The 25,290-nt window shown below is 72.3% G+C and carries 15 protein-coding genes; 9 read left to right on the top strand and 6 right to left on the bottom strand.

Features of this window, described 5'->3' with window-relative positions; all coding sequences use genetic code 11:
* Positions 1–9: 9 nt before the first annotated feature.
* The gene (glgC, locus tag ABZT18_RS09620; RefSeq protein ID WP_355250909.1) at positions 10–1,242 is read right to left on the bottom strand and encodes a glucose-1-phosphate adenylyltransferase; all 1,233 of its coding nucleotides are present in this window, start codon (positions 1,240–1,242) and stop codon (positions 10–12) included.
* A 70-nt stretch (positions 1,243–1,312) separates the two neighbouring features.
* Here glgC and glgA point away from each other — a divergent pair, with 70 nt between their 5' ends.
* Positions 1,313–2,533 carry a glycogen synthase gene (gene glgA, locus ABZT18_RS09615; RefSeq protein WP_354993914.1) on the top strand — a complete coding sequence of 407 codons (1,221 nt, stop codon included), beginning with the start codon at positions 1,313–1,315 and terminating at the stop codon, positions 2,531–2,533.
* 31 nt (positions 2,534–2,564) lie between these two features.
* Here glgA and ABZT18_RS09610 read toward each other — a convergent pair whose 3' ends face one another.
* Positions 2,565–3,008, bottom strand: coding sequence for a helix-turn-helix domain-containing protein (locus ABZT18_RS09610; protein WP_354993915.1), 444 nt, complete (start codon positions 3,006–3,008; stop codon positions 2,565–2,567).
* A 134-nt stretch (positions 3,009–3,142) separates the two neighbouring features.
* Between ABZT18_RS09610 and ABZT18_RS09605 the strand changes: the two genes are divergently transcribed.
* A complete protein-coding gene (locus ABZT18_RS09605) occupies positions 3,143–4,009 on the top strand; it encodes an aldo/keto reductase family oxidoreductase (RefSeq protein WP_354993916.1) in 867 nt (288 codons plus the stop codon).
* 54 nt (positions 4,010–4,063) lie between these two features.
* Here ABZT18_RS09605 and ABZT18_RS09600 read toward each other — a convergent pair whose 3' ends face one another.
* The 3 genes from ABZT18_RS09600 to ABZT18_RS09590 form a co-directional block, all read right to left on the bottom strand.
* Positions 4,064–5,008 carry an inositol-3-phosphate synthase gene (locus tag ABZT18_RS09600; RefSeq protein ID WP_354993917.1) on the bottom strand — a complete coding sequence of 315 codons (945 nt, stop codon included), beginning with the start codon at positions 5,006–5,008 and terminating at the stop codon, positions 4,064–4,066.
* 290 nt (positions 5,009–5,298) lie between these two features.
* Complete coding sequence (locus ABZT18_RS09595) at positions 5,299–5,754, bottom strand: type II toxin-antitoxin system VapC family toxin (RefSeq protein WP_354993918.1); 456 nt, start codon at positions 5,752–5,754, stop codon at positions 5,299–5,301.
* Positions 5,744–5,983, bottom strand: coding sequence for an AbrB/MazE/SpoVT family DNA-binding domain-containing protein (locus ABZT18_RS09590; RefSeq protein ID WP_354993919.1), 240 nt, complete (start codon positions 5,981–5,983; stop codon positions 5,744–5,746). Before ABZT18_RS09590 ends, ABZT18_RS09595 begins: the two co-directional genes overlap by 11 nt.
* Before the next feature lie 116 nt (positions 5,984–6,099).
* Here ABZT18_RS09590 and ABZT18_RS09585 point away from each other — a divergent pair, with 116 nt between their 5' ends.
* The 7 genes from ABZT18_RS09585 (at position 6,100) to ABZT18_RS09555 (ending at position 23,254) form a co-directional block, all read left to right on the top strand.
* On the top strand, positions 6,100–8,265 hold the full coding sequence (locus ABZT18_RS09585; RefSeq protein ID WP_354993920.1) for a maltotransferase domain-containing protein: 2,166 nt from the start codon (positions 6,100–6,102) through the stop codon (positions 8,263–8,265).
* Entirely contained in the window at positions 8,253–10,358 is a 2,106-nt protein-coding gene (gene glgB, locus ABZT18_RS09580; protein ID WP_354993921.1) for a 1,4-alpha-glucan branching protein GlgB, read from the top strand. The genes ABZT18_RS09585 and glgB overlap by 13 nt, the downstream gene beginning before the upstream one ends.
* Before the next feature lie 140 nt (positions 10,359–10,498).
* The gene (locus ABZT18_RS09575; protein ID WP_354993922.1) at positions 10,499–11,356 is read left to right on the top strand and encodes a DUF4132 domain-containing protein; all 858 of its coding nucleotides are present in this window, start codon (positions 10,499–10,501) and stop codon (positions 11,354–11,356) included.
* 5 nt (positions 11,357–11,361) lie between these two features.
* A complete protein-coding gene (locus ABZT18_RS09570; RefSeq protein WP_354993923.1) occupies positions 11,362–16,395 on the top strand; it encodes a hypothetical protein in 5,034 nt (1,677 codons plus the stop codon).
* Positions 16,396–16,431: 36 nt separating this feature from the next.
* On the top strand, positions 16,432–17,622 hold the full coding sequence (locus tag ABZT18_RS09565) for an AAA family ATPase (RefSeq protein ID WP_354993924.1): 1,191 nt from the start codon (positions 16,432–16,434) through the stop codon (positions 17,620–17,622).
* On the top strand, positions 17,619–21,353 hold the full coding sequence (locus ABZT18_RS09560) for a DUF5682 family protein (RefSeq protein WP_354993925.1): 3,735 nt from the start codon (positions 17,619–17,621) through the stop codon (positions 21,351–21,353). Before ABZT18_RS09565 ends, ABZT18_RS09560 begins: the two co-directional genes overlap by 4 nt.
* Positions 21,350–23,254: a hypothetical protein gene (locus tag ABZT18_RS09555; RefSeq protein ID WP_355250906.1), complete on the top strand. Its 1,905-nt coding sequence runs from the start codon at positions 21,350–21,352 to the stop codon at positions 23,252–23,254. The genes ABZT18_RS09560 and ABZT18_RS09555 overlap by 4 nt, the downstream gene beginning before the upstream one ends.
* Here ABZT18_RS09555 and ABZT18_RS09550 read toward each other — a convergent pair.
* Positions 23,241–25,253, bottom strand: a complete 2,013-nt coding sequence (locus ABZT18_RS09550) for a family 10 glycosylhydrolase (protein WP_354993927.1) — start codon at positions 25,251–25,253, stop codon at positions 23,241–23,243. The genes ABZT18_RS09555 and ABZT18_RS09550 overlap by 14 nt on opposite strands.
* Positions 25,254–25,290 lie beyond the last annotated feature (37 nt).

Below are 25,290 nucleotides of genomic sequence, written 5' to 3'. Positions count from 1 at the left end.
TACGGGTGGTCACAGCTCGACCTTCTGGCCCTTGCCGATAACCACGATGCCATTGTCGGAGACGGTGTAGCGCTGCCGGTCCTTTTCCAGGTCGACGCCGATCTCGGCGCCCTCCGGGACGAACACGTTCTTGTCCAGGATGGCCCGCCGGATCACCGCGTGCCGGCCGATATCCACACCCTCCATCAGCACCGAGCCCTCGACGTGCGCCCAGGAGTGCACCCGCACCTTCGGCGAGACGATCGAGTTCTCCACCAGCGAGCCGGAGATCACCACACCCGGGGAGACCATCGAGCCGACCGCGCGGCCAACCCGCTCACCCCACTGGTGTACGAACTTCGCCGGCGGCCACGGCGGCTGCTCGGTGTAGATCGGCCAGTCGAAGTTGTACATGTTGAACACGGGGTGCACGTTGATCAGATCCATGTGCGCGTCGTAGAACGAGTCGAGCGTCCCGACGTCGCGCCAGTAGCCCCGGTCCCGGTCGGTACTGCCCGGCACCTCGTTGTCGCGGAAGTCGTAGACGTTGGCCTCGCCCCGTTCGACGAGCATCGGGATGATGCTGCCGCCCATGTCGTGCTTGCTGGTCTTGTCTTCCGCGTCGCGCTCGACCGCTTCGCAGAGCGCCCGGGTGGTGAAGACGTAATTGCCCATCGAGGCGTAGATCTCGTCCGGTGCGTCGGGCAGACCGACGGCGTCGGTGGGCTTCTCGCGGAACGCCCGGATCCGCCGGCCGTCCTCGCCGACCTCGATGACGCCGAACTGGTCGGCCGTCGACAGCGGCTGGCGGATGCCGGCGACGGTGACCGCGGCGCCGGAGGCGATGTGGTCCTCCACCATCTGCCGCGGGTCCATCCGGTAGATGTGGTCGGCGCCGAAGACGATGACGTAGTCGGGCTGCTCGTCGTTGATCAGGTTGAAGCTCTGGTAGATGGCGTCGGCCGAGCCGGCGAACCACCAGGGGCCACGACGTTGCTGGGCGGGCACCGGCGTGACGTAGTTGCCGAGCAGCGTGGACATCCGCCAGGTCTTGGTGATGTGCCGGTCGAGGGAGTGGGACTTGTACTGGGTCAGCACGACGATCTTGAGATAGCCGGCGTTGGCCAGGTTGGAGAGGACGAAGTCGACCATGCGGTACATCCCGCCGAACGGGACGGCCGGCTTGGCCCGGTCCGTGGTGAGTGGCATCAGGCGCTTGCCCTCACCACCCGCCAGGACGATCGCGAGCACCTTGGCAGCCATGCCCCGACGCTATCCACCCGCGTCGCACTTCACCACTCGTACGAGGACTCTTCTGCACTAGGGTGCGCACATGACCGACTCCTCCCCGGCCGCTGGATCCCTGCGCGTCGATCTGCTCACCCGTGAGTACCCGCCGGAGGTCTACGGCGGGGCCGGGGTGCACGTCGAGTACCTGGCGCGGGAGTTGCGCCGCCTCACCGACGTGCGGGTGCACTGCTTCGGTCTGCCGCGCACCGAGCCGGGCGTCACCGCGTACGCCGAACCGCCCGGCCTGACCGGTGCGAACGCCGCGCTGCGCACGATGGGCGTGGATCTGGAGATGGCCGCCGGCACGGCCGGCACCGACGTGGTGCACAGCCATACCTGGTACGCGAACCTCGCCGGCCACACCGCGAAGCTGCTGCACGGGGTGCCGCACGTGGTGACCGCGCACAGCCTGGAGCCGCTGCGGCCGTGGAAGGCCGAGCAGCTCGGTGGCGGCTACACGCTCTCCTCCTGGATCGAGCGCACCGCGATGGAGGCCGCCGACGCGGTGATCGCGGTCAGCGGGGGGATGCGCAACGACGTGCTCACCGCCTACCCGCAGATCGACCCGGCCCGGGTCCGGGTGGTCTACAACGGCATCGACACCATCCAGTACGCACCGGACCAGGGCACCGACGTGCTCGACCGGCTCGGCATCGACCCGTCCCGACCCAGCGTGGTCTACGTGGGAAGGATCACCCGGCAGAAGGGGCTGCCGTATCTGCTGCGGGCCGCCCGGGAGCTGCCGGCGGACACCCAGCTCGTGCTGCTCGCCGGCGCACCGGACACCGCGGAGATCGCCGCCGAGGTGGAGGAGCTGGTGGCCGACCTGCGGGCCAACCGCTCCGGGGTGGTCTGGGTGGCCGAGATGCTGCCGAAGCCCGAGGTGATCCAGGTGCTCACCCACGCCACCGTCTTCGCCTGCCCCTCGGTGTACGAGCCGATGGGCATCGTCAACCTGGAGGCGATGGCCTGCGAGACGGCGGTGGTGGCGACTGCGACAGGCGGCATCCCGGAGGTCGTGGCCGACAATGAGACGGGCCTGCTGGTCCCCATCGAGCAGGCCACCGACGGGTCCGGCCGACCGCTGGCGCCGGAGAAGTTCGTCGCCGACCTGGCGGCGGCGGTCAACACGCTGCTCGCCGACCGGGAGCGCACCGCGCGGTTCGGCCTGGCTGGCCGGCAGCGGGCGGTGGAACACTTCTCCTGGGATGCCATCGCCCGGCAGACCCTCGACGTCTACCGCTCGGCCGGCGCGGCAGGCTGATCAGCCTGGTGTGACGCCGCCGCTCTGCGGTTCAGGCGGCGCGGTCGTCATACGTCGCGCGGTTGGCGAGCACATCGTCCATGTGCATCTCGGCCCAAGCCTTGATGCCGCGCATCATCTGGTGCAGTGAGAGCCCGAGGTCGGTCAGCTCGTAGGAGACAGTGACGGGCACGGTCGGCGTCGCAGTTCGGGTGATCAGACCGTCACGCTCCAAGGAGCGCAGCGTCTGAGTGAGCATCTTCTGGCTGACGCCGGCCAGCAGGCGGGACAGCTCCGAGTAGCGCATCGACCGGGGCTCACCGGCGCAGTCGGCGCCGAACTGATGCGAGCCGTCGCTGCCCAGAGCGGCCAGGACCAATGTGACCCACTTGTCGGAGACCCGGTCGAGCAGCTTGCGGCTCGGGCATCCCGCCAGGAAAGCGTCGTATTCGGCCTTGGTCTGTGCCCTCTTCTGGGCCGCCGTCATCGTTGCCATCACCCTCCCTCCTACCGCTGGTGCGTTACGCACCTCAAGGTGCCTACTTCCCGAGAGGAAGCTACCTCCCTATCGTGAAGCACGCAACGGTTCGGCACCAGCACGAGCCCAACACGAGGATCAGAGGTCTGCACATGTCCCCCACTTCCCTTCCCGGCGGCACCTGGATGCTGGGCGACCTGAGCGTCACCCGCTTCGGCTACGGCGCCATGCAACTCGCCGGCCCCTGGGTCATGGGGCCGCCTGCGGACCACGACGGCGCGCTCGCCGTCCTCACCGACGTCGTCGAGGGCGGCATCACCCACATCGACACCAGCGACGCCTACGGGCCACACGTCACCAACCAGCTGATCCGCGAAGCGCTGCACCCGTACCCCGAATCGCTGCACATCGTGACCAAGGTCGGTGCGACCCGCGACCCGCAGGGCGGCTGGCCCCCGGCCCGAGAGCCGGAAGACCTGCGCCGGGCCGTCTACGAGAACCTTGAGAACCTCGGCCTTGAGGTGCTCGATCTGGTCAACCTCCGGCTCGGCAACGCCGAGGGACCCCAACCCGGTTCGCTCGCTGAGCCGTTCGAGACGCTCGTCGAACTCCAGCAGCAGGGCCTGATCCGGCACCTCGGAGTCAGCACCGCGACGGCGGATCAGGTCGCCGAGGCGCAGGCCATCGCCCCGATCGTGTGCGTGCAGAACATGTACAACCTCGCGTACCGCCAGGACGACGAGCTGATCGACACGCTCGCCGAACAGGGCGTCGCCTATGTGCCCTACTTCCCGCTCGGCGGCTTCAGCCCGCTACAGTCCGCGGCCCTGTCGGCCGTGGCCGCCAGGTTGGCCACCACGCCGATGTCGGTCGCCCTGGCCTGGCTGCTGCGGCGCTCGCCGAACATCCTGCTCATCCCCGGCACCTCGTCCACGGCGCACCTGCGCGCGAACATCGCCGGCGCGGGACTCTCGCTCTCCGACGAGGACCTTGCCGAGCTGGACAAGATCGGCCGCTGACGAGGCATCCGACAACCCGGCAGACCAATTGGTTGGGGCGGCGGGCCGATCCGTTCAGATCGCCGTCCCGGGCGGGGATTTGAGCAACAACGTCGCCTCGGCGGGATGACCACCATGCCCGTTTCGTAGCGCGCTGGCGGCGATGCGAATGAGATCGATGTTGACCCCGGCAGCACCACTCGGGTCATGGACCTTCAGTTTCACGTCAAGGCTCACCGCCGTCTCGCCCCAACCCTGCGCCTCAAGGTTGAGGTGTGCCACCTTCTGCGATTGGAGATGCGACAGGTACCCGAGCGGAGCCACCTGCACCTTGTCGGTCGCCGACAACGCGTTGAGCTTGGACTGCTTCTTGGTATCGGGGTTCTCGACCAGGTTACGGAAGTCTTCGGTGCCGCCCAGATTGACCTGGTAGGAGCTGACCAGAGTGAGACCCCGCTCCTCAAGTAGCCGCAGCAGCGCTTTGTGCAGCACCGAGGTGCCGAACTGGCTGGCCAGGTCATCGCCGACCAGCGGCAGGCCAGCCGCCTCGAATCTGTTCATCCAGAGCGGATCGCGGGCGATCGGGTCGGAGGTGGTGTTGATGAAGGCGACACCAGCTCTGTGGGCGGCTTCGGCGTACGCCCGCGCGGTCTCCGGCCGGCCACTCGGGGCCGAGTAGAGCAGCACCTCCGCCCCGGCCAGCGCCGCTGCCACCCGATCCACCTCGGTCGCGTCGACAAGGCCCTTGGTCACGGGGACATTCACCCTGGGAAGCTCACCATCGAGCTGAGGGAAGTTGTTGGGCGGCAGGAAGATCGCCTCGGTCAGGTCCCTACCGATCTTCTCCTCCGAGGTGGCGAACGCCGCGACGAAGTCGATGTCACCCACCCCGAGCCCGTCGATGATCGGCCGGCGGATACCCACCAGACTGCCGCTGTGGCGGTACAACGCAATTCCCTGCACCAACGCTGACGTGTTGTTTCCGACGCCCACCACCGCAACTCTCACCCGTTTGATCATGGACGCGAGACTACTGGAGATCACGAACGGAGCTTGTCGTACACCTGTTCTAATCTCTGGTAGTGATCGATGCGTTGGCGCAAGGGCTCGTTCGTGGCACCGCACCCGCCGGCCTGAGTCCGCTCACGCCAGCCCCACCGCGAAGATCCACACGACGTCGGCGAAAGTGCTGTATCAACAGGCATTGAAACAGCAACGTCGCCGACATTGTGTGGATCTTGTCGGCGGGACGGCCGAGAGGCCGAAAGGCCGGACCTACGGCCGGGCCCGGGACGCGCACTGAGCGACAGTCAGTCGCTTGGCGTGATCAGCGTCAGGCTCGGGAAGTACGTGCGGTATCGCGCCCCATCACGGGTCAAGAGGTTGTACCGGCAGACCGCCGCGTGTGCGCCGATGTAGAAGTCAGCGACGGGCGATCGCTTCACGCCGCCCAGCCTGCGGTACCGCGCGTATGCCTTGCCGGCGAGGAAGCCCGCCAGGTAAGGAAGCTCCTCGCGAAGGAAGTCCCCCGCCGGCAATGCTTCGTCCAGCTCTTCGATTCGGTCGAAACGGACCGACACCTCGGCGTACACGATGGGATTGATCACCAGATTGCCGGCGTCTCGCGCTTCGGCGAGGGCGGCTCCGGACCACTCCGCCCACTTGGGGTCATCGGTCAGGATGTCCAGCAGCACGTTGGTGTCAACCAGGGTCGTCACCGCATCTGACGGGCGCGGCGGCAGCACGCGGAGCCGGTCACTCGCCACGCAGCATCTCCATCAACTCCTCGGTGGACATGTGCTCGGTGTCCTTGGCGCTGCCCCGGCCGCGCATGTGGCGCACGAGGCGCTGCCCCCGGGTGTCGGCGCCGTGGATCCGGACGATGCGGAGGGCACCGCCCTCCTCCACCACGTCCACCTCGTCGCCCTCGTGCAGGTTGTACTGGGCCCGCAGCGCTGCCGGGATGGTGACCTGGCCCTTGCTATTCAACCGCATACCCGACCCCCTGTCACGTATCTATAATGATACCCGATACGCCCTGCCAGGCGTCGTCGATGACGCACGACCTGCTTGGCCGGGCGCGAACGGATCTCGCGCAGTAGGTTGGCGGGGTGACTGGACGGTTCCCGATCGAAGACGTCTCCCCCGTCGTCTCGTGCGGGCGATACCCGGCCAAGGCGGTGGTCGACGAGCCAATTCCGGTGTCGGCGCGCGCCTACCGGGAGGGGCACGACGCACTGGGCTGCACCGTGGTGTGGGCCGGCCCGGACGGCGCGCGGCGGCCGTTCACCCGGATGCGCCCCGGCGAGCCCGGCCAGGACCGGTGGCACGCCACCATTCGACCGGACGCCGTCGGCTCCTGGACCTTCCACATCGAGGCGTTCCAGGACCCGTATCTGACCTGGCAGAACGCGGTGACCAAGAAGATCGCCGCCGGGCAGGGGCCGGCCGACCTGGCCAACGACCTGGCCGAGGGTGCGCGGGTGCTCGCCGCCGCCCGGGAGCTGGTGCCGGCGACCGACCGGCCCCGGGTCGCCGCAGCTCTCACCGCGCTGGTCGACACCGACCTGCCGCTGCCGCAGCGGGTTGACCCGGCTCTGGCCCTGGCCGACCTGCTCTGGGAGCACCCGGTGCGGGAAATGGTCACCGCCGGTGACACGTACTCCCTCTGGGTTGACCGCAAGCGGGCGCTCTACTCGGCCTGGTACGAGTTCTTTCCCCGTTCCGAGGGCGCGGTAGGCGACCGATCCGGCACCTTCGCCACCGCCACCGAGCGGCTGCCCGGCGTGGCCGCAATGGGCTTCGACGTGCTCTACCTGCCGCCGATCCACCCGATCGGCCGGGTCAACCGCAAGGGCCCCAACAACGCGCTCACCGCCGGGCCGACCGACGTGGGCTCGCCGTGGGCGATCGGCGCCGCCGAGGGCGGCCACGACGCCATCCACCCCGATCTGGGTACGCCGGCAGACTTCCGGGCCTTCATCGACGCGGCGGCGGCGCAGGGCCTGGAGGTCGCGATGGACCTGGCGTTGCAGTGCGCGCCGGACCACCCGTGGGTCACCGAGCACCCGGAGTGGTTCACCACCCGGGCCGACGGCAGCATCGCGTACGCGGAGAACCCGCCAAAGAAATACCAGGACATCTACCCGGTCAACTTCGACAACGACCCCGCCGGCATCCGGGCCGAGGTGCTGCGGGTGGTCCTGCACTGGGTCGGCGAGGGCGTCCGGATCTTCCGGGTGGACAACCCGCACACCAAGCCGTTCGACTTCTGGCACTGGCTGATCGCCGAGGTGAAGGCCGTCGACCCGGACGTGCTGTTCCTGGCCGAGGCGTTCACCCGTCCGGCGATCATGCACGGCCTCGGCAAGATCGGCTTCACGCAGTCGTACACCTATTTCACCTGGCGCACGACGGCCGCCGAGATGCGGGCGTACTGCGAGGAGTTGATCGAGGCGGCCGACTACATGCGGCCGAACTTCTGGCCGAACACGCCGGACATCCTGCACGAGTCGTTGCAGCACGGCGGCCCGCCGATGTTCAAGATCCGGGCGGTGCTGGCCGCGCTGCTCTCCCCCTCCTGGGGCCTGTACGCGGGCTTCGAGCTGTTCGAGCACGTGGCCCGCCCCGGCGCCGAGGAATACCTGGACAACGAGAAGTACGAGCTGCGCCCGAGGGACTGGGCCGGCGCCGAGGCGCAGGGCCGCTCGCTGGCACCGTTCCTCGCCACCCTCAACCGGGTACGCCGTGACAACCCGGCCCTGCACCAGTTGCGCAACCTGCGGTTCCACGAGATCGACAACCCGGCGCTGCTCTGCTGGTCCAAGCACGACCCGGAGACCGGCAACACCGTCATCGTGATCTGCTCGTTCGACCCGCGCATCGTGCAGTGGGGCAACACCACCCTCGACATGCCGGCGCTCGGCTTCGACTGGCACGAACGGTTCACCGTGCACGACGAACTCACCGGCACCAGCTACGACTGGGGTCAGCGCAACGCGGTGCGGCTCGACCCGTACCTGCAACCGGCGCACGTGCTGACCGTGCGCCGCCCGACGCCGTCCGCACCGCCGGTGCCCGCGGGTACCGAGCCGGCGGATCTCACCGTCACCGAGGTGCCGGACGACCTCTCCGGCGGCACCGCGCCGACGACCCCGGCACCGGCCGCGCCCCGCTCGTCCGGCTCCCGCTCGGCCGCGCGCCGCTCGTCCGCCTCCCGCTCGTCCGCCTCCGCACCGACCGACGCCGCACCGAAGGACGCCCGATGGACCAGCTGATCACCGGCGCGACGCACGACCCGCACGCGCTGCTCGGCGCGCATCCCGCCGCCGACGGGTCGACGACGATCCGCACGCTGCGCCGGGGCGCCGACGACGTGGTGCTGCTCGTCGGCGACGAACGGCACCCGATGAAGCGGGTACACGACGTCGGTGTGTTCGAGACCACCGTCGAGGGCCCGGTCCTCGACTACCGGGTGGAAGCCGATGGCACCACGCACGACGACCCGTACCGCTACCCGCCGACCCTCGGCGAGCTGGACCTGCACCTGATCGGCGAGGGCCGGCACGAGCGGCTGTGGGAGGCGCTCGGCGCCCGGGTCTTCGACGAGGGCGTCGCGTTCAGTGTCTGGGCGCCCAACGCCCGCGGCGTCCGGGTGATCGGCGACTTCACCGGCTGGGGGGCGGACGACGGTTGGCCGATGCGGTCGCTGGGCTCCAGCGGGGTGTGGGAGCTGTTCGTGCCCAACGCGCGGGTCGGGGCCCGCTACAAGTACCGGATCCTCGGCGCCGACGGGCAGTGGCGGGACAAGGCCGACCCCCTGGCGGCGTACGCCGAGGTGCCGCCGGCCACCGCGTCTGTGGTGCACCACTCGACCTACCGGTGGTCCGACGCGGACTGGCTGGCCCGCCGCGCCGAACGGCAGCCGCACCAGGAGCCGATGAGCGTCTACGAGGTGCACCTCGGCTCGTGGCGGCCCGGCCTGAGCTACCGCGAGCTGGCCGAGCAGCTCACCGCGTACGTCACCGAGCTGGGCTTCACCCACGTGGAGTTCCTGCCGGTCATGGAGCACCCGTTCGGCGGCTCCTGGGGCTACCAGGTGACCGGCTACTACGCGCCGACCTCGCGGTTCGGCGACCCGGACGAGTTCCGGCACCTGGTCGACCAGCTGCACGCCGCCGGCATCGGCGTGCTCCTGGACTGGGTGCCCGCGCACTTCCCCAAGGACGAGTGGGCCCTCGCGCGCTTCGACGGCACCCCGCTCTACGAGCACCCCGACCCGCAGCGCGGTGAGCACCCCGACTGGGGCACCTACGTGTTCGACTTCGGTCGCAGCGAGGTACGCAACTTCCTGGTCGCCAACGCGCTCTACTGGTGCGACCAGTTCCACGTCGACGGGCTGCGGGTGGACGCCGTCGCCTCGATGCTCTACCTGGACTACTCCCGCCAGCACGGCGAGTGGACCCCCAACCAGTACGGCGGCCGGGAGAACCTGGAGGCCCTCGCGTTCCTGCAGGAGGTCAACGCGACCGTCTACAAGCACCACGCCGGGGTCGTGATGATCGCCGAGGAGTCGACCGCCTGGCCGGGTGTCACCCGCCCCACAGCCGAGGGCGGGCTGGGCTTCGGGTTCAAGTGGAACATGGGCTGGATGCACGACACCCTGCTCTACACCTCGAAGGACCCGATCTACCGCCAGCACCACCACCACCAGCTCACCTTCTCCCTGGCGTACGCCTGGAGCGAGAACTACGTGCTGCCGATCAGCCACGACGAGGTCGTGCACGGCAAGGGCTCACTGGCCGGCAAGATGCCCGGCGACACGTGGCAGCGGCTGGCGAACGTACGGGCGCTGCTGGCGTACATGTGGGCACACCCGGGCAAGCAGCTGCTCTTCATGGGCTCCGAGCTGGCCGACGACCGGGAGTGGAGCGAGGAGCGCGGCCTCGACTGGTACCTGCTGCACGACCCGGCCCGCGCCGGCGTGCAGCGACTCGTCGCTGACCTCAACCGGGTCTACCGGGACACTCCGGCGCTCTGGGCGCAGGACACCGAGCCGGCCGGGTTCCGATGGATCGCCGGCGACGACGTCGCCAACAACACCGTGTCGTTCGTCCGGATCGCCCCCGACGGCTCGACGCTGGTGTGCGTGGCGAACTTCTCCGCGTCTCCGCTGCACGACTACCGGATCGGCCTGCCCGCCGGTGGCACCTGGACCGAGGTGCTCAACACCGACGCGCACCACTACGGCGGGTCCGGGGTGGGCAATATGGGCGCGGTGCAGGCGCAGGACGTGCCGTGGCACGGCATGGTCGCCTCCGCCGCCCTCCAGGTCCCCCCACTGGGCGCAGTCTGGCTCCGCCGGGACTGAGGCGGCGGGGTCGCCCACCGCCGCCCGGCCAACGGGTTCCTGTCATGTCGGTCACTGCTGTTAACGTCCCCCCTCGTTGATCAGTCTCGGCCAACTCGCCGCGAAATCCGGCCGGCCTACCACTGTGGAGGGTGTTCCTGATGGGCTGGCTGGCGGTCGGAGACTCCTATGAGGTCACTCTCGTGGACGGAAAGGTGGCGGCCCGATCCACCGGCACACGGGCCAGCGGTCGTCCACTGAGGACGTTGCCGAAGTCGCTGCGCGACGACCCCGAGGTGGACCGGTTGCGACAGCTCAGCCAGTGGCTGGATCGGCACACCGCCGACTGCCTGGCGCGGGTCGACGCCTGGATGGTGTCCTCACTGCCGGTGCCGACCGGGCTGCTGGCCCGGGTCTGGCCGGACCCGGCCTGGCAGGGCGCGCTGCGCGACCTCGTAGTGCTCGGGGACGACCCGGCCGAGCCGGGCTTCCTGCGGGACGTCACCGACACCGGTGACCTGCGGGTGGTCAACCTCGACGGGGACACCGTCCGGCTCTCGCCGGCCAGCGCCACGCTGCCCCACCCGATGCGCGTGCCCGATCTGGCGGACCTGCGCGAGTTCGCCGACGAGCTGGACGTCACCCAGCGGGTCGAGCAATTGCACCGGGACATCTGGGGCAGGCCGGCCAACCTGAAGGACCGGGATAACACGATCAACGACTTCCACGGCACCACGGTCCCCAACCGGCTGGCCGCCCGCGCCGCCACGCTCGGCTTCCGGGTCTCCAACAGCCAGGTCAAGTGCCGGGTCTGGGAGGCCGGCCGCACGGTCGAGGCCGCCATGTGGTTCGACGAGACCTACTGGGACTCCGAGGCGACCCTCGGCAGCCTCTCCTGGTCGGTCGTGGACGGGCCGATGCTGCCGTTGACCGAGGTCGGGCCGGTGGCCTGGTCGGAAGGAATACGGATGGCGATGGCCCTGTCCGGCGCCCTGGCCCGAACGGAAGAGAAGGCGTGACCGGGATGACGACCAGATCGGACGGGGAATTGGCGGAGAGCCTGCTGGCCGCCGGCGCGGTGCTGCCGACCGGCACCGCCGGCGTCGGCGACCGGGCGGTGCCCCTCACCGCTCGCACCTACCGACACCCGGCCCTCGACGACCGGCCGGTGGTTCGCCTGGTCGACGCAGCCCTCGGCGAGGGCGAGGACATGGCCGTCGGGTTCCTCGGTCTGACACCGGGCGCCGAGCCGGCCGTCGTCGGGCTGGGCCCGCGCCGCCCGCTGGCCTTCCCGGAGTGGGTACTGGTGCACCACCCGGCGGACGGCCGGCACGCGTTGGCGGTGGTGCCGGAGCTGCAGAAGCTGGCCAAGCAGGTCAGGTCGCGGCCGAAGGCCGCCCTGGACGGGCACCAGAGCGTCGCCGACCGCCTCGCCCGTACGCTGCCGCACTTCCTGCCGACGTTCTTCGAGCAGGCGGCGCGGGTGTTCCTGGCCGCCGGGCAGGACACCTACGCGACGCAGTTGTTCAACAAGGCGCGCAAGGCGGAGGCGCAGCACGGCCTGCCGGTCGACCTCAACCGGCTGGACGAGGTCTACGTGGAGTTCGCATCGGCCAAGGTGGTCTCCGCGACCGCCCTGGCCGGCTACGCGAAGGAGCTGTCCGCCCAGTTGCCGGCCGACGAGGCGCTGGAGCGGTTCTGCCGGCTGGCCCTGCGGGCAGCGGCCGCCGGCGTGGTTCCCTCCGCGCAGTCGGCCAACGCGGTGCAGCGGCTGGTCCGGGCCGCCACCAGGGCCGCTGGCGCGGCCGGCGCCGCCGCCATCGCCGACCGCGAGGCGGCCTACCTGGCCGAGTTGCTGCGACTGCCGGTGGCCGCCGAGGCGCCGGCCGGCTGGTGGAAGGCGCACCTGCCGGCGGTGACGGCGCTGGCCGGCCGCGACCCGGCGATCCGTGGCAGCCTGCTCGATCTGATGCCCGCCGACCGGAACAACCTGGTCAGGTGGCTGGCCTTGTTGGCCGACACCGGTGCGCTCGCCGGGCTCTCCGACCCGGAGGTGCCGGACGCGGCCCGTCCGCAGGACGGCTCCGTCGGCTGGCTGCGCCGCTTCGTGAGTCGGGCCAACCTGGACCGCCACCGGCCACTGCGGGAGCTGTACCCACTCGTCGAGCGGATGGCCGCCCGGCTGCGCGCCGAGCTGGCCGACAGCGGCGAGGCCCTCGCCGTCGCCGGCGACCTGGACCTGCTCGACCTGCTGCTCGCCCTCGACCTGCCGGTGGCACCGCCGAAGGAACGCGACACCCTGGATCTTGCGCGTTGGGTGAGTGTCAAGGGAGAGCGGGAGCTGCTCGCCCTGGCCTGCGACGACCGGTTCACCGGGGCTCTACGCCGAGGCCTCGACCAGGTCGACGACCAGCAGCAGGCCCAGCGCCGGCTGGCCGGAACGCGGGGCGTCCGGCCGTTGCTGACCGACTGGCTGCGGGCCCGGATCCGCGACCGGTTCACCACCGGGCTGCCATACCTTCCAGATGCGGTGAAGTGGCTGGGCAACCTCCCGGTCGAGGCGTTGCGCCTGGTCCTCGACGACCTCGACGGGCCCGCCGCGCAGGCGGTGGGCGGCGAGCTCAGGCAGGCCCTCGACGTCGACCTCGCCGAGCACGTCGGCCGCAGCCTGCGCGGCGGGCTCCTCGACGAGCTGGGCTGGCCGGACTGGGAGCAGGCCTGGCAGGAGGTGACCGGCGGCGACCACCGGGTCGAGGTGACCCAGCAGGACGCCTGGCCGTACGTGATCATGGGCGGGCCGACCACGGTGCGCGTGCTCGGCGCCGAGGGCATCGTGCTCCGCCACGACCTGCGAATCCCGGCCGGCGACAGGTGGCGCCAGCCCGGTTACCACTACGTCGACGGCCAACTGCTGGTCTTCTGGCATTCCCAGTCGTTCAACTACGACCTGTGCGGCTACTGGCACTCGTCACCCGACGAGCCCCAGGCCATCAACGGCACTCTTCGCGGCCAGGGGCACCCGCACGAGATCACCCTGCCGCTGGCCGGCGGCGGCCGGACCACCGGCGGCGGCGTGCTGCACCCCCGTGACACCGCTGTCCCGGTGGAGCTGCCGGTCATCACCGACGGCACCTCTCACTGGGTCTACCGCCCGGACGAGGAGAACAGCGACGACGGCTGGCGCGAGTACGACCCGGCCAGCAACACCCACGGCCGACGCAGCCTGCCCCGGTTCCTGGCCGAGCTGCCGGTGCGTGGAAGCCGCCTCCAGGAGTCGGCCAGCTGGCTGCGGCCGGCCCTGTCCGACCGGGCCACCCCGGCCGCCGCTCCGGTGGACGGTCTACTCGGCTGGCGGGTGGTCACCCTGCCGGACGACGCGGTGCGCGGCGAGGACCTGGCTGGCCGTACCGTCACCGTGGCCCCGGGACAGGAACCGATCGCGGCGCTGATGCTGCCCGGCGATGACCGGCCACGGGCCGTCCTCGAGGGTTTCGTCCTGGTCGACCCGGACGGTGTGGTGTCAGCCACCGCCGGAGCGTCGTCGGGCCGGCCCTACACCGCCAGCATGGTCCCGCTGCCGAGGCGGGAGTTCCTCGGCAACATGCTGCACCGGGATCCGGCCGGCTCCGCGGCCCTGCGCCGGGTGGACCGGGACATCGCCGCCACGCTGTTCAAGGCTGCCCTCGACGAACGCCGCGCCGCCATGGCCGAAGCGGCCGCACGGGCCGCCGCCCAGGCCGCGACCCGATCCGGGTTGACCGCGGCCACGCAGGCCATCACCGGCCTTCCCATCGCCCTCCCGGGGTCCGTGGTCGGCCCAACGGCCGGCGCATCCGCCACCGTCGACAGCAAGGACGCCCTGGTCGAACTGGTCCGCTCGACGTTGCCGACAATCAGCCATGACGCGCTGCTGGCCGGGGTGGCCGGCGTGCTGCGGCTGGCCGCCCAGGTGCGCACCGACCTGGAGGCGGTAGGCGAGCGGCTCACCACGTCGCTGTCCGCCCCGAAGGCGGTGGCACCGGCTGCCACCGCGAGCGGGCCGACCGACGAGCAGCTCAAGCTGGCGCTCAACGGTCTGCATTCGGCAGCCAGGGCGAGCAGCTCGACCCACGCCTTCACCCAGCTCCAGGTGATCGCCGCCCAGCGATCCGCCGCCACCGGGAGCGAAGCCGCCGTACGGCTGCACCTCGACGGGCCGTCGCTGCCGGTTGCCCTGAACTGGTGGGACGTGCTCGGCGCTGTCGCCGCCGTCGCCTACCGGGCAGTCGCGGCGGTCACCCCGGACGAACACCGGGAGACGCTGCGCGCCCTGCTCATCGAGCTGGACCGGCTCGACGTGAGCGCGGCGGCCGAACCAGCCCGCTGGCGTCGATTCTCGCTGTACCTGCGGGACGACGACCTCACCGGCCTCGACGGCGCACCCCGATACCCCCGACCGGGCATCCTGCCGTTGCCCGACGGGGCGTTCATCGCCGTGCTCCACCACTTCGGCACCGCCGGCGGTTACCTCCTCGACGCGCTGTACCACGACCCGGCCGGCGTGTTCGCCGTGCCCGAGCCGTACACGGTGCGGTCCTCGGCAACGGTCGGTGACGAACGGCCGGGCGGCTGGCTGACCGGTTTCCTCACCGAGTGGGCCGCGCGCGGCCCACTGCCCTGGCGGCCGGAAGCGGCCGAGCAGTTCGCCGAGCTGACCGGCGTCACCCCCACCGCCGGGAAGCTGGTGCTGGCCGGCCTGCTGTACGGGAACTCGATGGACACCGCCACGCCCGAGTTGCTCAAGACACTCGGAATCAAGCAGGCCCGCGAGGTCAACCTGGCCTACGAATTGCTGTACGAGTCAAGCCCGGCGGTCCGGCTGGCCGCGGTCTCGGCGCTGCTGCCGGACGACCCGGCCCGGCTGTGGACCGATGGTGTGGACGTGGCCGCCGCCGCGAGGGTCTGGAACGCCGCCGTGGGACGCCGGGCGGTGGTGCCCGAACAGCTCTTCATCGACGCGGTGCGCGCGGTCGGCACCGACTGGGCACCCACGAAGGCGTTGCCGGCGGTGCTCGGCCCCGCCAGCTCGGCCGAGCTGAACACCGACCTGACCTTCGAGATCAAGGGCGATCGGGCCCAGCCGGTTGACGGCCAGCCAACGGGTTTCACCGGCGAGGTGCTGTGCTCCGCGGTCACCCTGGCCGCCTGGGTCGCCCACCACACGCCGGCCGGCGATCCGTGCCGGGCCACGCTGCCGGCCACGCTGGCTCTGATCCGGGATCGGCTGGCCAACCCCGACCTGCTGCTCGACCTCAACGAGTACGTCTCCCTGCCCGCGTTCCGCCAGATGGCCGGCACCCCGTCGGCGACCGGCCCGGGCTGGGAACGCTACGGCGCCATCGTCCTGGCCACCGCCGACGCCCAGCCCTCGCCCGCGCTGCGGCCGGACCTGCTCGACGTCGACGGGACGGACCCGTACCTGACGGCGCTGCGGGCAGACGCGACCAAGCCGTACCCGACGGAGGTGGCGCTGCGGCTGGTCCGCGACCCACGCTTCGCGGCGCTGCTCGGCGATTCGGGGGAACCGGGCGACGGCGCGCGGGCGGCAGACGGGACCTGGTGGCCGCAGGATCCGACCCGCTCGGTGCCCGACCTGGTCGCCGAGGCAGCCGGGGAACACGGCCTGGGCGCTGACGCGGCGGCGGTGTACCTGATGCTGCTGGCCATGCCGGACCCGACCGACCGCGACACGACGAAGTGGACCGGGTGGAAGCCGGCCCGGCTGAAGGCGGCTCGCGCCGAACTGGCCGGCACCGAACTGGTCGTCGAGGCCAGCCGGTCCCGCGCCGGCCGGTCGCTGTTCCTGCCCGGCCCATGGCTGGAGCGCGGCCGCGGGCAGAAACCGATCGAAGGCTGGAAGACCACCCTGTTCGGCCTCGCACCAGACGGTACGGCCGGGCTCGGCGTGACCGTCCCGTTCGAGCCCGCCGCCGACCTCTACCTGCGGGCCTGGCAACGCCTCCGCGACGGCGACCGGCCCCGATTCGACAACCTGCCCACCCGCGGCACCCGCCGCTGACCCTCGCCCGAACCAGATAGAGATCGAGGAACATCCGTGACCGTGACGGAACACGTCCGCCCCACCGTGGTGCCGGAGACCGCCGCCCAGGTCCTCTCCGCCGAACAGCGGTACGCCGACGAGTTGGCCTTCCTGGCCGCGTACGACGACGGGGCCCGGCCGCCGGGCTGGGCGCTGACCCCGCGCGCCGTGGTCACCTTCATCCGGGGCAGCGACGGCGAGACGCTGAAGCTGCCCGCCGACCGGCGCACCGGCCCGGCCGACACCGAACTGCCGGCCAGCATGACCATCCCGGCGAAGTTCGTCGGTGAGCGGAGCCTGGTCGAACGGTGCGTGGTCACTCTGGCCGGCGAGCGGGGCCTGCTGCTGGTCGGCGAGCCCGGTACCGCCAAGTCCATGCTGTCCGAGCTGCTGGCCGCCGCGGTGTGCGGCACCAGCGCTCTGACCGTGCAGGGCACCGCCGGCACCACCGAGGACGCCTTCCGGTACGGCTGGAACTACGCCCTGCTGCTCGCCCAGGGCCCGACCCCGCAGGCGCTGGTCGACTCGCCGGTGCTGACCGCGATGCGTACCGGCCGGGTGGTCCGGATCGAGGAGATCACCCGCTGCCTGCCCGAGGTGCAGGACGCGCTGGTGTCCCTCCTGTCCGACCGGCGGATGAACGTGCCGGAGCTGAGCGGCACCGAGGACGGCCTGATCCGCGCGGCACCCGGGTTCACCGTGATCGGCACCGCCAACCTGCGGGACCGGGGCGTTTCGGAGATGTCCTCGGCCCTCAAGCGCCGGTTCAACTTCGAGACCATCCACCCGATCTCGGATGTGGACACCGAAACCGACCTGGTACGCCGGCAGGCCACCGCCGCCGTGCAGCGCGCCGGCGCGGCGTACACCGTGGACAACGCGGTGCTGGACGCCCTGGTCACCGTGTTCCGCGACCTGCGTTCCGGCCGGTCGGGCGAGGGCTGGGACGTGGAACGGCCCGGCACGGTGATGTCCACCGCCGAGGCGGTGCAGGTGGCGGCCTCGCTCGGGTTGGCCGCCGCGTACCTGCCCGGCGGGGACGCGCTCGACCTGGTCCCCGGGCACCTGTTGGGCGTGGTCCGCAAGGACGACCAGAACGACCACGCCCGGCTGCTCGGCTACTGGGACGGCCCGGTCCGCCGCCGCGCTGAGGACGGCTCGGCGATGTGGCGCCGGCTCTGGGATCTGCGGGAGAACCTGCGGTGACGACCGTACCCCGCACGTCGCCCGGTGGGGCACCGCCGACCGCCGACCCGGTGGCGGCCGGCCCGTCGACTGTCGATTCGACGCCGGCCGACCCACGAGCCGTGGTCGACGCGCTCGCCGGTTGCGTCCGGCCGTACCTGATCGGGGTGCGGCATCACAGCCCGGCCCTGGCGGCGGCGCTCCCCGCGCTGCTTGACGCCGCCGCGGCCGAGGTGGTCTGTATCGAGCTGCCGGCCGACTTCCAGCGCTGGCTGCCGTACCTGTCCGACCCGGCCGCCCGGGCCCCGCTGGCCCTGGTCGGCAGCCACGGCGAGGACGGGCCGACGGGCTTCTACCCGTTCGCCGACTTCTCTCCGGAACTGGCCGCGATCCGCTGGGCCCGACAGCGTGGCGTCGAGGTGGTCTGCTGCGACCTGCCGCTGACCGACCCCGGCTGGAGCGCCGACACCATCGAACCGGCCACCGACTCCGACTCGATCGCCGGGTCCGAGCCGGACGCCGAGGGCGACCCGGACGCCGGTGAGCCGGTGCGCGGCCCGCGCCAGTCCGGCTACGCCGCCGCCCTCAGCGCCAGCGGCACCGGCCGCGACGGCGACGACCTGTGGGACCGGGTGGTCGAGGTGCGCGCCCCGGGCTGCCCACCGGAGGCGGTCCGTCGGGCCGCCCTCGGCGTCGGATGGGCGATGCGTACCGACAGCGCCAGCGGCGACGGCATACCGGCCCGGGACCTGGCCCGCGAGCGACACATGCGCCAGGTGCTGGCCGAGACCAGCGCGGACGGCCGGCGGGTCGCCGCCGTCATCGGCGCCTTCCACGCCCCGGCCCTGCTCGCCACCCCGTCGACCGACGCTGGCCCCGCCCCCACGGCCAGCACGGCTGGCGGCGCCACTCAGGCCGGTACGGTCCGGTCCGTGACGACCCGGCCCGGGCCGACCACCAAGGGCGGCGACACGGCGATCACCTCGCTGGTGCCGTACACGTTCGACCTGCTCGACTCCCGCTCCGGCTACCCAGCCGGGATCCGTGACCCGCGCTGGCAGCAGTCCGTCTTCACCGCTGCCGGCGACCCAGAACAGATCCGGGTCGCCGCCGCCCGGGCGGTCACCGACCTGTGCCGGGAACTCCGCTCGGCCGGTCACACCGCCGGTACCGGCGAGGCCGCCGAGACGGTACGGCTGGCCGGCGACCTGGCCCGGCTGCGGGACCTGCCCGCCCCCGGCCGCGGCGAGGTGCTGGAGGCGGTGACCACCGTGCTCGGCCAGGGTGAACTGCTCGGCCGCGGCCGAGCGCTGGCCAAGGCGCTGGAAATTGTGCTGGTCGGCGCCGAGCGCGGCCGGATCGCCCCCGGTACGCCGCGGTCCGGCCTCGGTCCCGCCGTCGAGGCGGAACTCACCGCGCTGCGGCTGCCCAACCCGGACAGCCCGAAGTCCCGGGAGGTCCGGCTGGATCCGCTGCGCACCGAGCTGGACGGGCGGCGAGAGAATCTGCTGCAACGCCTGCAGATCTGCGGCGTCGGCTACGGCGAGCCGATCGCGGTCTCCGGCACCGGCGACGGCACCGCCCTGACCACCCGTTGGCAACTGGCCTGGACGCCGTCCGTGGCGGCCCGGCTGGACCTGGTCGGCGTACGCGGGGTGACCGCGGCGCTGGCCGCGACCGGCACCCTGCGGGACCGGTTCCGCCGGGAGTCCGCCGACGGGGGCCCCACCGCCGCGCAGCTGCTCACCGGGCTGCGCGACGCCGCCCGTTGCGACCTGCCCGAGCTGGTCACGGACCGGCTCGAGCTGGCCACCGTGGTGCTGCCTGGTACCGGCACGCTGCCCGAGCTGCTGGCCGCCCTGGACCTGCTGGAGGCCCTGCGCCGCGAGCATCTGCCCGGCACCACCGCCGACGGCCGGGCCCGGGCTGCCGAGCTGGCCGTCGTGCTGCTGGACGCGGCGGTCCGCGGGCTGCCGGGCCTGGCCGGCAGCGACGCCACAGCCGACGCCGCCGCGCTGGTCGACCTCGCGGTCCGCGCCGGCGAGGATCGGATCGGCCTGCGCCTGGACGAGGCCCTCGGCCACCTGGCCCGGGCCGGTTCGCCGCTGATCCAGGGCGCCGCCCTGGCCGCCCGGGTGCTGCTCGACCTGACCGACCTGGAGGTCCTGGGCACCCGGATGGCCGGCTGGATCGACGCGGCGACCGGACCGGACACCCGTCGGCAGCTGCACCGGCTGCTCGGGGGTCTGCTCACTGCGGCGCATCCGCTGCTGCAGTCTGCCCCGGCTGCGCTGGACCCGCTGCTGGAGCGGATCGAGCGGCTCACCGACACCGAGTTCCTGGACCGGCTGCCGGCACTGCGGGGCGGGTTCGACGTGCTCACCCCGGCGGCCCGGGACCGGCTGCTGCACACCGTCGCCGACCGGCTCGGCGATCGGCTCGATCTGGCACTGTCCGTCCCGCCCGAGATGCTGGCCCGCTGGACCGCCGCCGACCTTGCCGGTCGGGCCGCCCTGATCGCCCGCCGCATACCGATCCCGGGCACGCCGAGCGGCTCCGCCGACACCGAACCCGGCCCGGACACGCCGAGCGGCTCCGCCGACACCGAACCCGGCCCGGACACGCCGGCTGCCCAGCTCACCCCCACCGACCGGTGGCGGCTGCTGCTCGGCCGCCAACCCGACCGGTTGCCGGCCGGCGCCCGCCGCTACGCCCGCGCCCTGGACGAGCTGTACGGGGCGGGCCAGGGCGAGGGCGCCACCAACGTCGGCCAGGGGGCTGGCGGTGGGGGTGGCCAGGATGCCTCCTTCCCGACCGCACGCGAGTGGGCCGACGAACTCGAGGCGCTCTTCGGCACCTCGGTACGAGAGGAGGTCATCGCCCGGGCGGCCGAGAACGGCCGTACCGACGTGCTCACCGAGCTCGACCCGGCCGCGGTACGCCCCTCGATGGAGCTGCTGACCTCGGTGCTGTCACTGGCCGGCGGACTGCCCGAGGGGCACCTGGCCAAACTGCGGCCACTGGTCCGGCGGCTGGTCGAGGAACTGACCAAGCAGTTGGCCACCCAGATGCGTCCGGCGCTGACCGGGCTGACCAACCCGCGTCCGTCCCGCCGTCCCGGGGGCCGGATCAACCTCGCCCGTACGCTGCGGGCGAACCTGCAGCACACCCAGCGGCTCCACGACGGCCGGACGGTCGTGGTGCCGGAACGCCCGGTCTTCAACGCCCGGACCCGCAAGGAAGCCGACTGGCGGCTGGTGCTGGTGGTCGACGTGTCCGGCTCGATGGAGGCGTCGGTGGTGTGGTCGGCGTTGACGGCCGCCGTGCTGGGCGGGGTGCCGACCCTGTCCACCCACTTCCTCGCCTTCTCCACCGAGGTGGTCGACCTGAGCGACCGGGTCGACGACCCGCTGTCGCTGCTGCTGGAGGTGCGCGTCGGCGGCGGTACGCACATCGCCGCCGGGTTGGCCCACGCCCGCTCGCTGGTGACCGTGCCGAGCCGCACCATCGTCGCGGTGGTCAGCGACTTCGAGGAGGGCTACCCGCTGGCCGGGCTGCTCGGCGAGGTCCGCACCCTGGCCACTTCCGGTGTGCATCTGCTCGGCTGCGCCGCGCTGAACGACCGGGGCGCGCCCTGCTATTCGGTACCGGTCGCTGAGCAACTCGTCGCGGCCGGGATGCCGGTCGCCGCGCTCAGCCCGCTCGAACTCGCCCGCTGGGTGGGCGATCGTATCCGCGGAGGATCACGTTGACGGACCGCACACCCACCGACCTGTTGCCGCCGGTGCTGCCGGAGGTCGCCGCTGCGGCGGTGGCCGCCCTGCCACCCCGGCTGCACAAGCGGCTGGACGCCGCCGTCGGACGGTTGGCCGGGGTACCGGTCGGCCGGGTCGACGGCGGCGTATCGGTCGACTGCGACGCCGAGGCCCTGGTCACCCTCACGCCCGGGCCGACCGGCGCGGTCACCGGAGGGCACCAGGCGCGGTGCAGCTGCCTGCTGGCACCCCGCTGTCTGCACCGGACCGCAGTCCTGGTCACCTGCCCGGTCGCCGATCCGGTTACCCATCCGGACCCGGCGTCCGCCGGGGCGTCGTCCGCTCCGGACGGCCATGGCGCTAAAACCGGCCGGACCGGACGGACCGAGAGATCGGCCGCCGGTCGTGCCGGCCAGAACACGGCACCGACGAAGGCGCAACGGGCCGCCGCCGGTGCGCTGTGGCGGGCCGCCGCCGCAGTGCTCGCGGCCGGCGTGCCGGCCGCCGGTGCGGTTCCCCAGGCCGAACTACTGCGGGCCGCCCACAGCGCGCGGCTGGCCGGCCTGCCGCGAGCCGAGAGCGCCGCGCTGCGCACGGTCCGTGGCCTGCGCGCCCAACGGGAACGACAGGCCGGCCACCGGCTGGCCGAGCTGGTCGAGGTGCTGCACGACCTGCTCTACGTGGTCGGCCGGCTGGCCGCCGGCGATCCCGACCCGGCGCTGGTCGGCATCCTCCGGCGGGCCTACCAGCCGGACGGAACGCTGGAGGTGTACGGCGTCTGCCGGGAGCCGGTGATCAGCGCGAACGGATACGCCGGAGTGGTCACCCATCTGGTCGCCGCTGACGGGCGCCGGCTCTCCTTCGGCGACGTGAAACCGGGCGGCCCGAAGCGGGCACGGGACTGCGCCCGGGCGGTCACCGAGATGGGCGCTGTCGCGGTCAACCACGCGGTACTGGCCCGCGGCGGCCTGCGGATCACCGGCACCACGGTTTCCCCGGACGGCCGGCTCGGCGCCGGCAAGGGGGTCCGCGCCAGCCCGCTCCCCGAGACCGACTGGGCCATCGGACCGCTGGCGGAACTGTTCGCCCGCCCACTCGCCGAGATGGTGACCGCCCAACTCGCCGCCGACGACCCGGAGGACCCGATCCGGGCCGGTACCGCGCTGGTCGGCGGTGACCTGATGGTCGTGGGTGCCGTCGGGGACCAGGTGCTGGCCCGCGAGCTGGCCCCCGCCACCGACACCGGACCGGAGCGGGCGCCGGTGCCGGACGGCCCGCTGATCCGGCTGGCGCCGGCCGGCTCCCACCCGATGCTGGCCCACGTGGCCAACCTACGGCGGCTCGCCTCCCGGCCGGGCCTGCGGATCCGGGTGGTCGGCCGGCTGGACCCGGACCGAGCCAGCACCCTGCGCCCGCTCGCGGTCGGCCCGGTGCCCGGTGCCGCCACGACGCTCCGGCTGCCGGCGGACTGGCACGGCCGGGCCGACCTCGGCTACGAGGAGATCCAGGGCGGTCACCTACCGCCGCGTGACCCGGCCGCGATGACCGAACAGGTCCTCGCCGTCGGTGTCGACCCGGTCGCGGAGTCCCCGCTGTGGCGGGTTCGCCGGCTGGTGGAGCTGGCCGTCTCCGGCGGTCGCCGTGCCGTCGTCGAGACGGCCCGCGGTGAGGGCACCGCGCTGACCGGTCCGCTGCGCCGCGCCGGCTTCACGACCGCCGCCACGGTGGTCGCCGCGCTCACCGACGAGTCCGACCGGCGCGGGCGGGATGCGTTCGGTCGGCGTACCGATCCCGACCCGGACCGGTACGCCTGGGCCTGGCTGGCCACGGTTGCCCACCTCGCCGCCACCGAGCGGGAGCTGATCCGCTCCTCCTGGGATCGCCTCAGAGCCGGGTGATCCGGACGGCGTCGGCGACGACGTACCCCTGGGTGCTGGTCCAGCGGCTGACCCCGACGACCTGGCGCGTTCCCGCGGCGAAGTCGTAGGTGCCCAGCACCCGCCACTGCCCGCCGCCGCTGCGCTGGTCGACGGTGGCCGTCACGGTCCCGTTCGCCGTCGCGACCAGGTGCGGCGTGGCGCTGTTGTAGCCGGAGTCGGCCGGGTACCAGACCTCGACCCGGTACGAGCCGGCGGCGGGCAGCGTCGCGCTGAACCAGGCCGGGTCGCTGACCGCCTGCGGCTCGGCGAACCGGTAGTTGGCGCCGTACCGCGTGCTGAGGTACGACGACGTGCCCCAGGTGGCGGCGGCGGTGAAGCCACCGGCGGTGGCGTTGTCCACGATCACGCTGAACGTGCCGCCGGTGCCGGTGACCACCCGCGCGTTGCTCGCCGGGCTCTCGTGGTGCAGCCGGTCCAGCCCGGTCACCAGGTACCGGTAGGTCGACCCGGCCGCGGCGGTGGCGTCGGTGAACGTCCCGGTGCTGCCCGAGGCGCGGACCGTGCCGAGCAGGTTGCGGGCGTCGGCGAGGTCGCAGGGGTCGACCGCGCCGTCGCCGGGCAGCCGGTACACCGCGTACGAGGCCGTGCTGCCGGTCGCACCGCGCTGCCAGTTCAGGGTCACGCCGCCGGTGCCGCGTACCGCCGAGGTGAGGTTCGGCGCGGCGGGCGGGGCGCCGCCCACCCCGGCCGGCACCAGCGCGGGCCGGCGGTAGTGGTCGGTCGCCACCCGGGAGACGGCGCCGATGCGGTCGGCGCGGACGTCCTTGGCGCTGAAGTGAATGTCGCCGAGGATCCGGGGGTGGGTGCGGTTGAGCGTCAGGTGGTCGGTCAGTTCGGCCGGGTCCTGCCAGGCGGCGTCCTGCCCGGACGCCCCGGCGCGGTAGGTGGCCTGCCCGACGAGCAGTTGCACGTCGGTGCCGGCCACGGTCTCGGACCACCAGCGGACCAGCTCCGCGTAGTCGGCCGAGGAGTGGCCGATGTGCCAGTAGATCTGCGGGGCGATGTAGTCGATCCAGCCCTGCTTCACCCAGCGGCGGGTGTCGGCATAGATCGCGTCGTACGACTGGAGGCCGGTGGTGCGCGAGCCGAGCGGGTCGGTGCCGGCGTTGCGCCAGATGCCGAACGGGCTGACGCCGAGCTTCACCCACGGCTTGACCGCCCGGATCCGGTCGCGCATCTCCCGGACCAGCAGGTTGACGTTGTTGCGCCGCCAGTCGGCGATGGTGCTGAAGCCGGCGCCGTACTGGGAGAAGGTGGCCTGGTCGGGGAAACCGCCACCGCTGCCCGGGTACGGGTAGAAGTAGTCGTCCCAGTGCACCGCGTCGATGTCGTAGCGGCGGACGGCGTCCATCATGGCGTCCTGCACGAAGGCGCGGACAGCGGGGATGCCGGGGTTGTAGTAGAGCTGGCCGTTGTAGGCGACGGCCCAGCCCGGGTTCCTGCGGGCCGGATGGCTGGCCGCCAGCCTGGTCAGGTCGGTGTCGGTGGCGACCCGGTACGGGTTGAACCAGGCGTGGAACTCCAGGTTGCGGGCGTGCGCCTCGGCCACCATGAAGGCCAGCGGGTCGTAGCCGGGGTTGCCGCCCTGGGCGCCGGTGAGCCACTGCGACCACGGCTCGTACGTCGACGGCCAGAACGCGTCGGCGGCGGGGCGGATCTGCACGACGACGGCGTTCATCCGACGTTGCTTGGCCAGGTCGAGCCAGCCCCGGTACTCGGCCTGCTGGGCCGCCTGGGTGAGCCCGGTGCGGCTGGGCCAGTCGATGTTGGCCACGCTGGCGATCCACATGCCCCGGAACTGCCGTTTCGGGGTGGCCGGATCGGTTACGCAGGCCGCCTGGGCGGCCACCGGCACGGTGTCCGGCGGGGTGGGCGGGGAGGCGGGGGCAGCCGCGCCGAGCACCAGCGCCGCTACCAGCGCCAGCCCTGCAAGATATTGACCATAGTCTCTGCGCACGAAAATATGTTCAATGCTGCCGACCCGCTGCGCAAGT

The sequence above is a fragment of the Micromonospora sp. NPDC005291 genome, assembly GCF_040607415.1.
Lineage (GTDB): Bacteria > Actinomycetota > Actinomycetes > Mycobacteriales > Micromonosporaceae > Micromonospora.
Note: the sequence above shows the minus strand (reverse complement) of the source record. Positions and strands in the feature narration are given on the sequence as shown.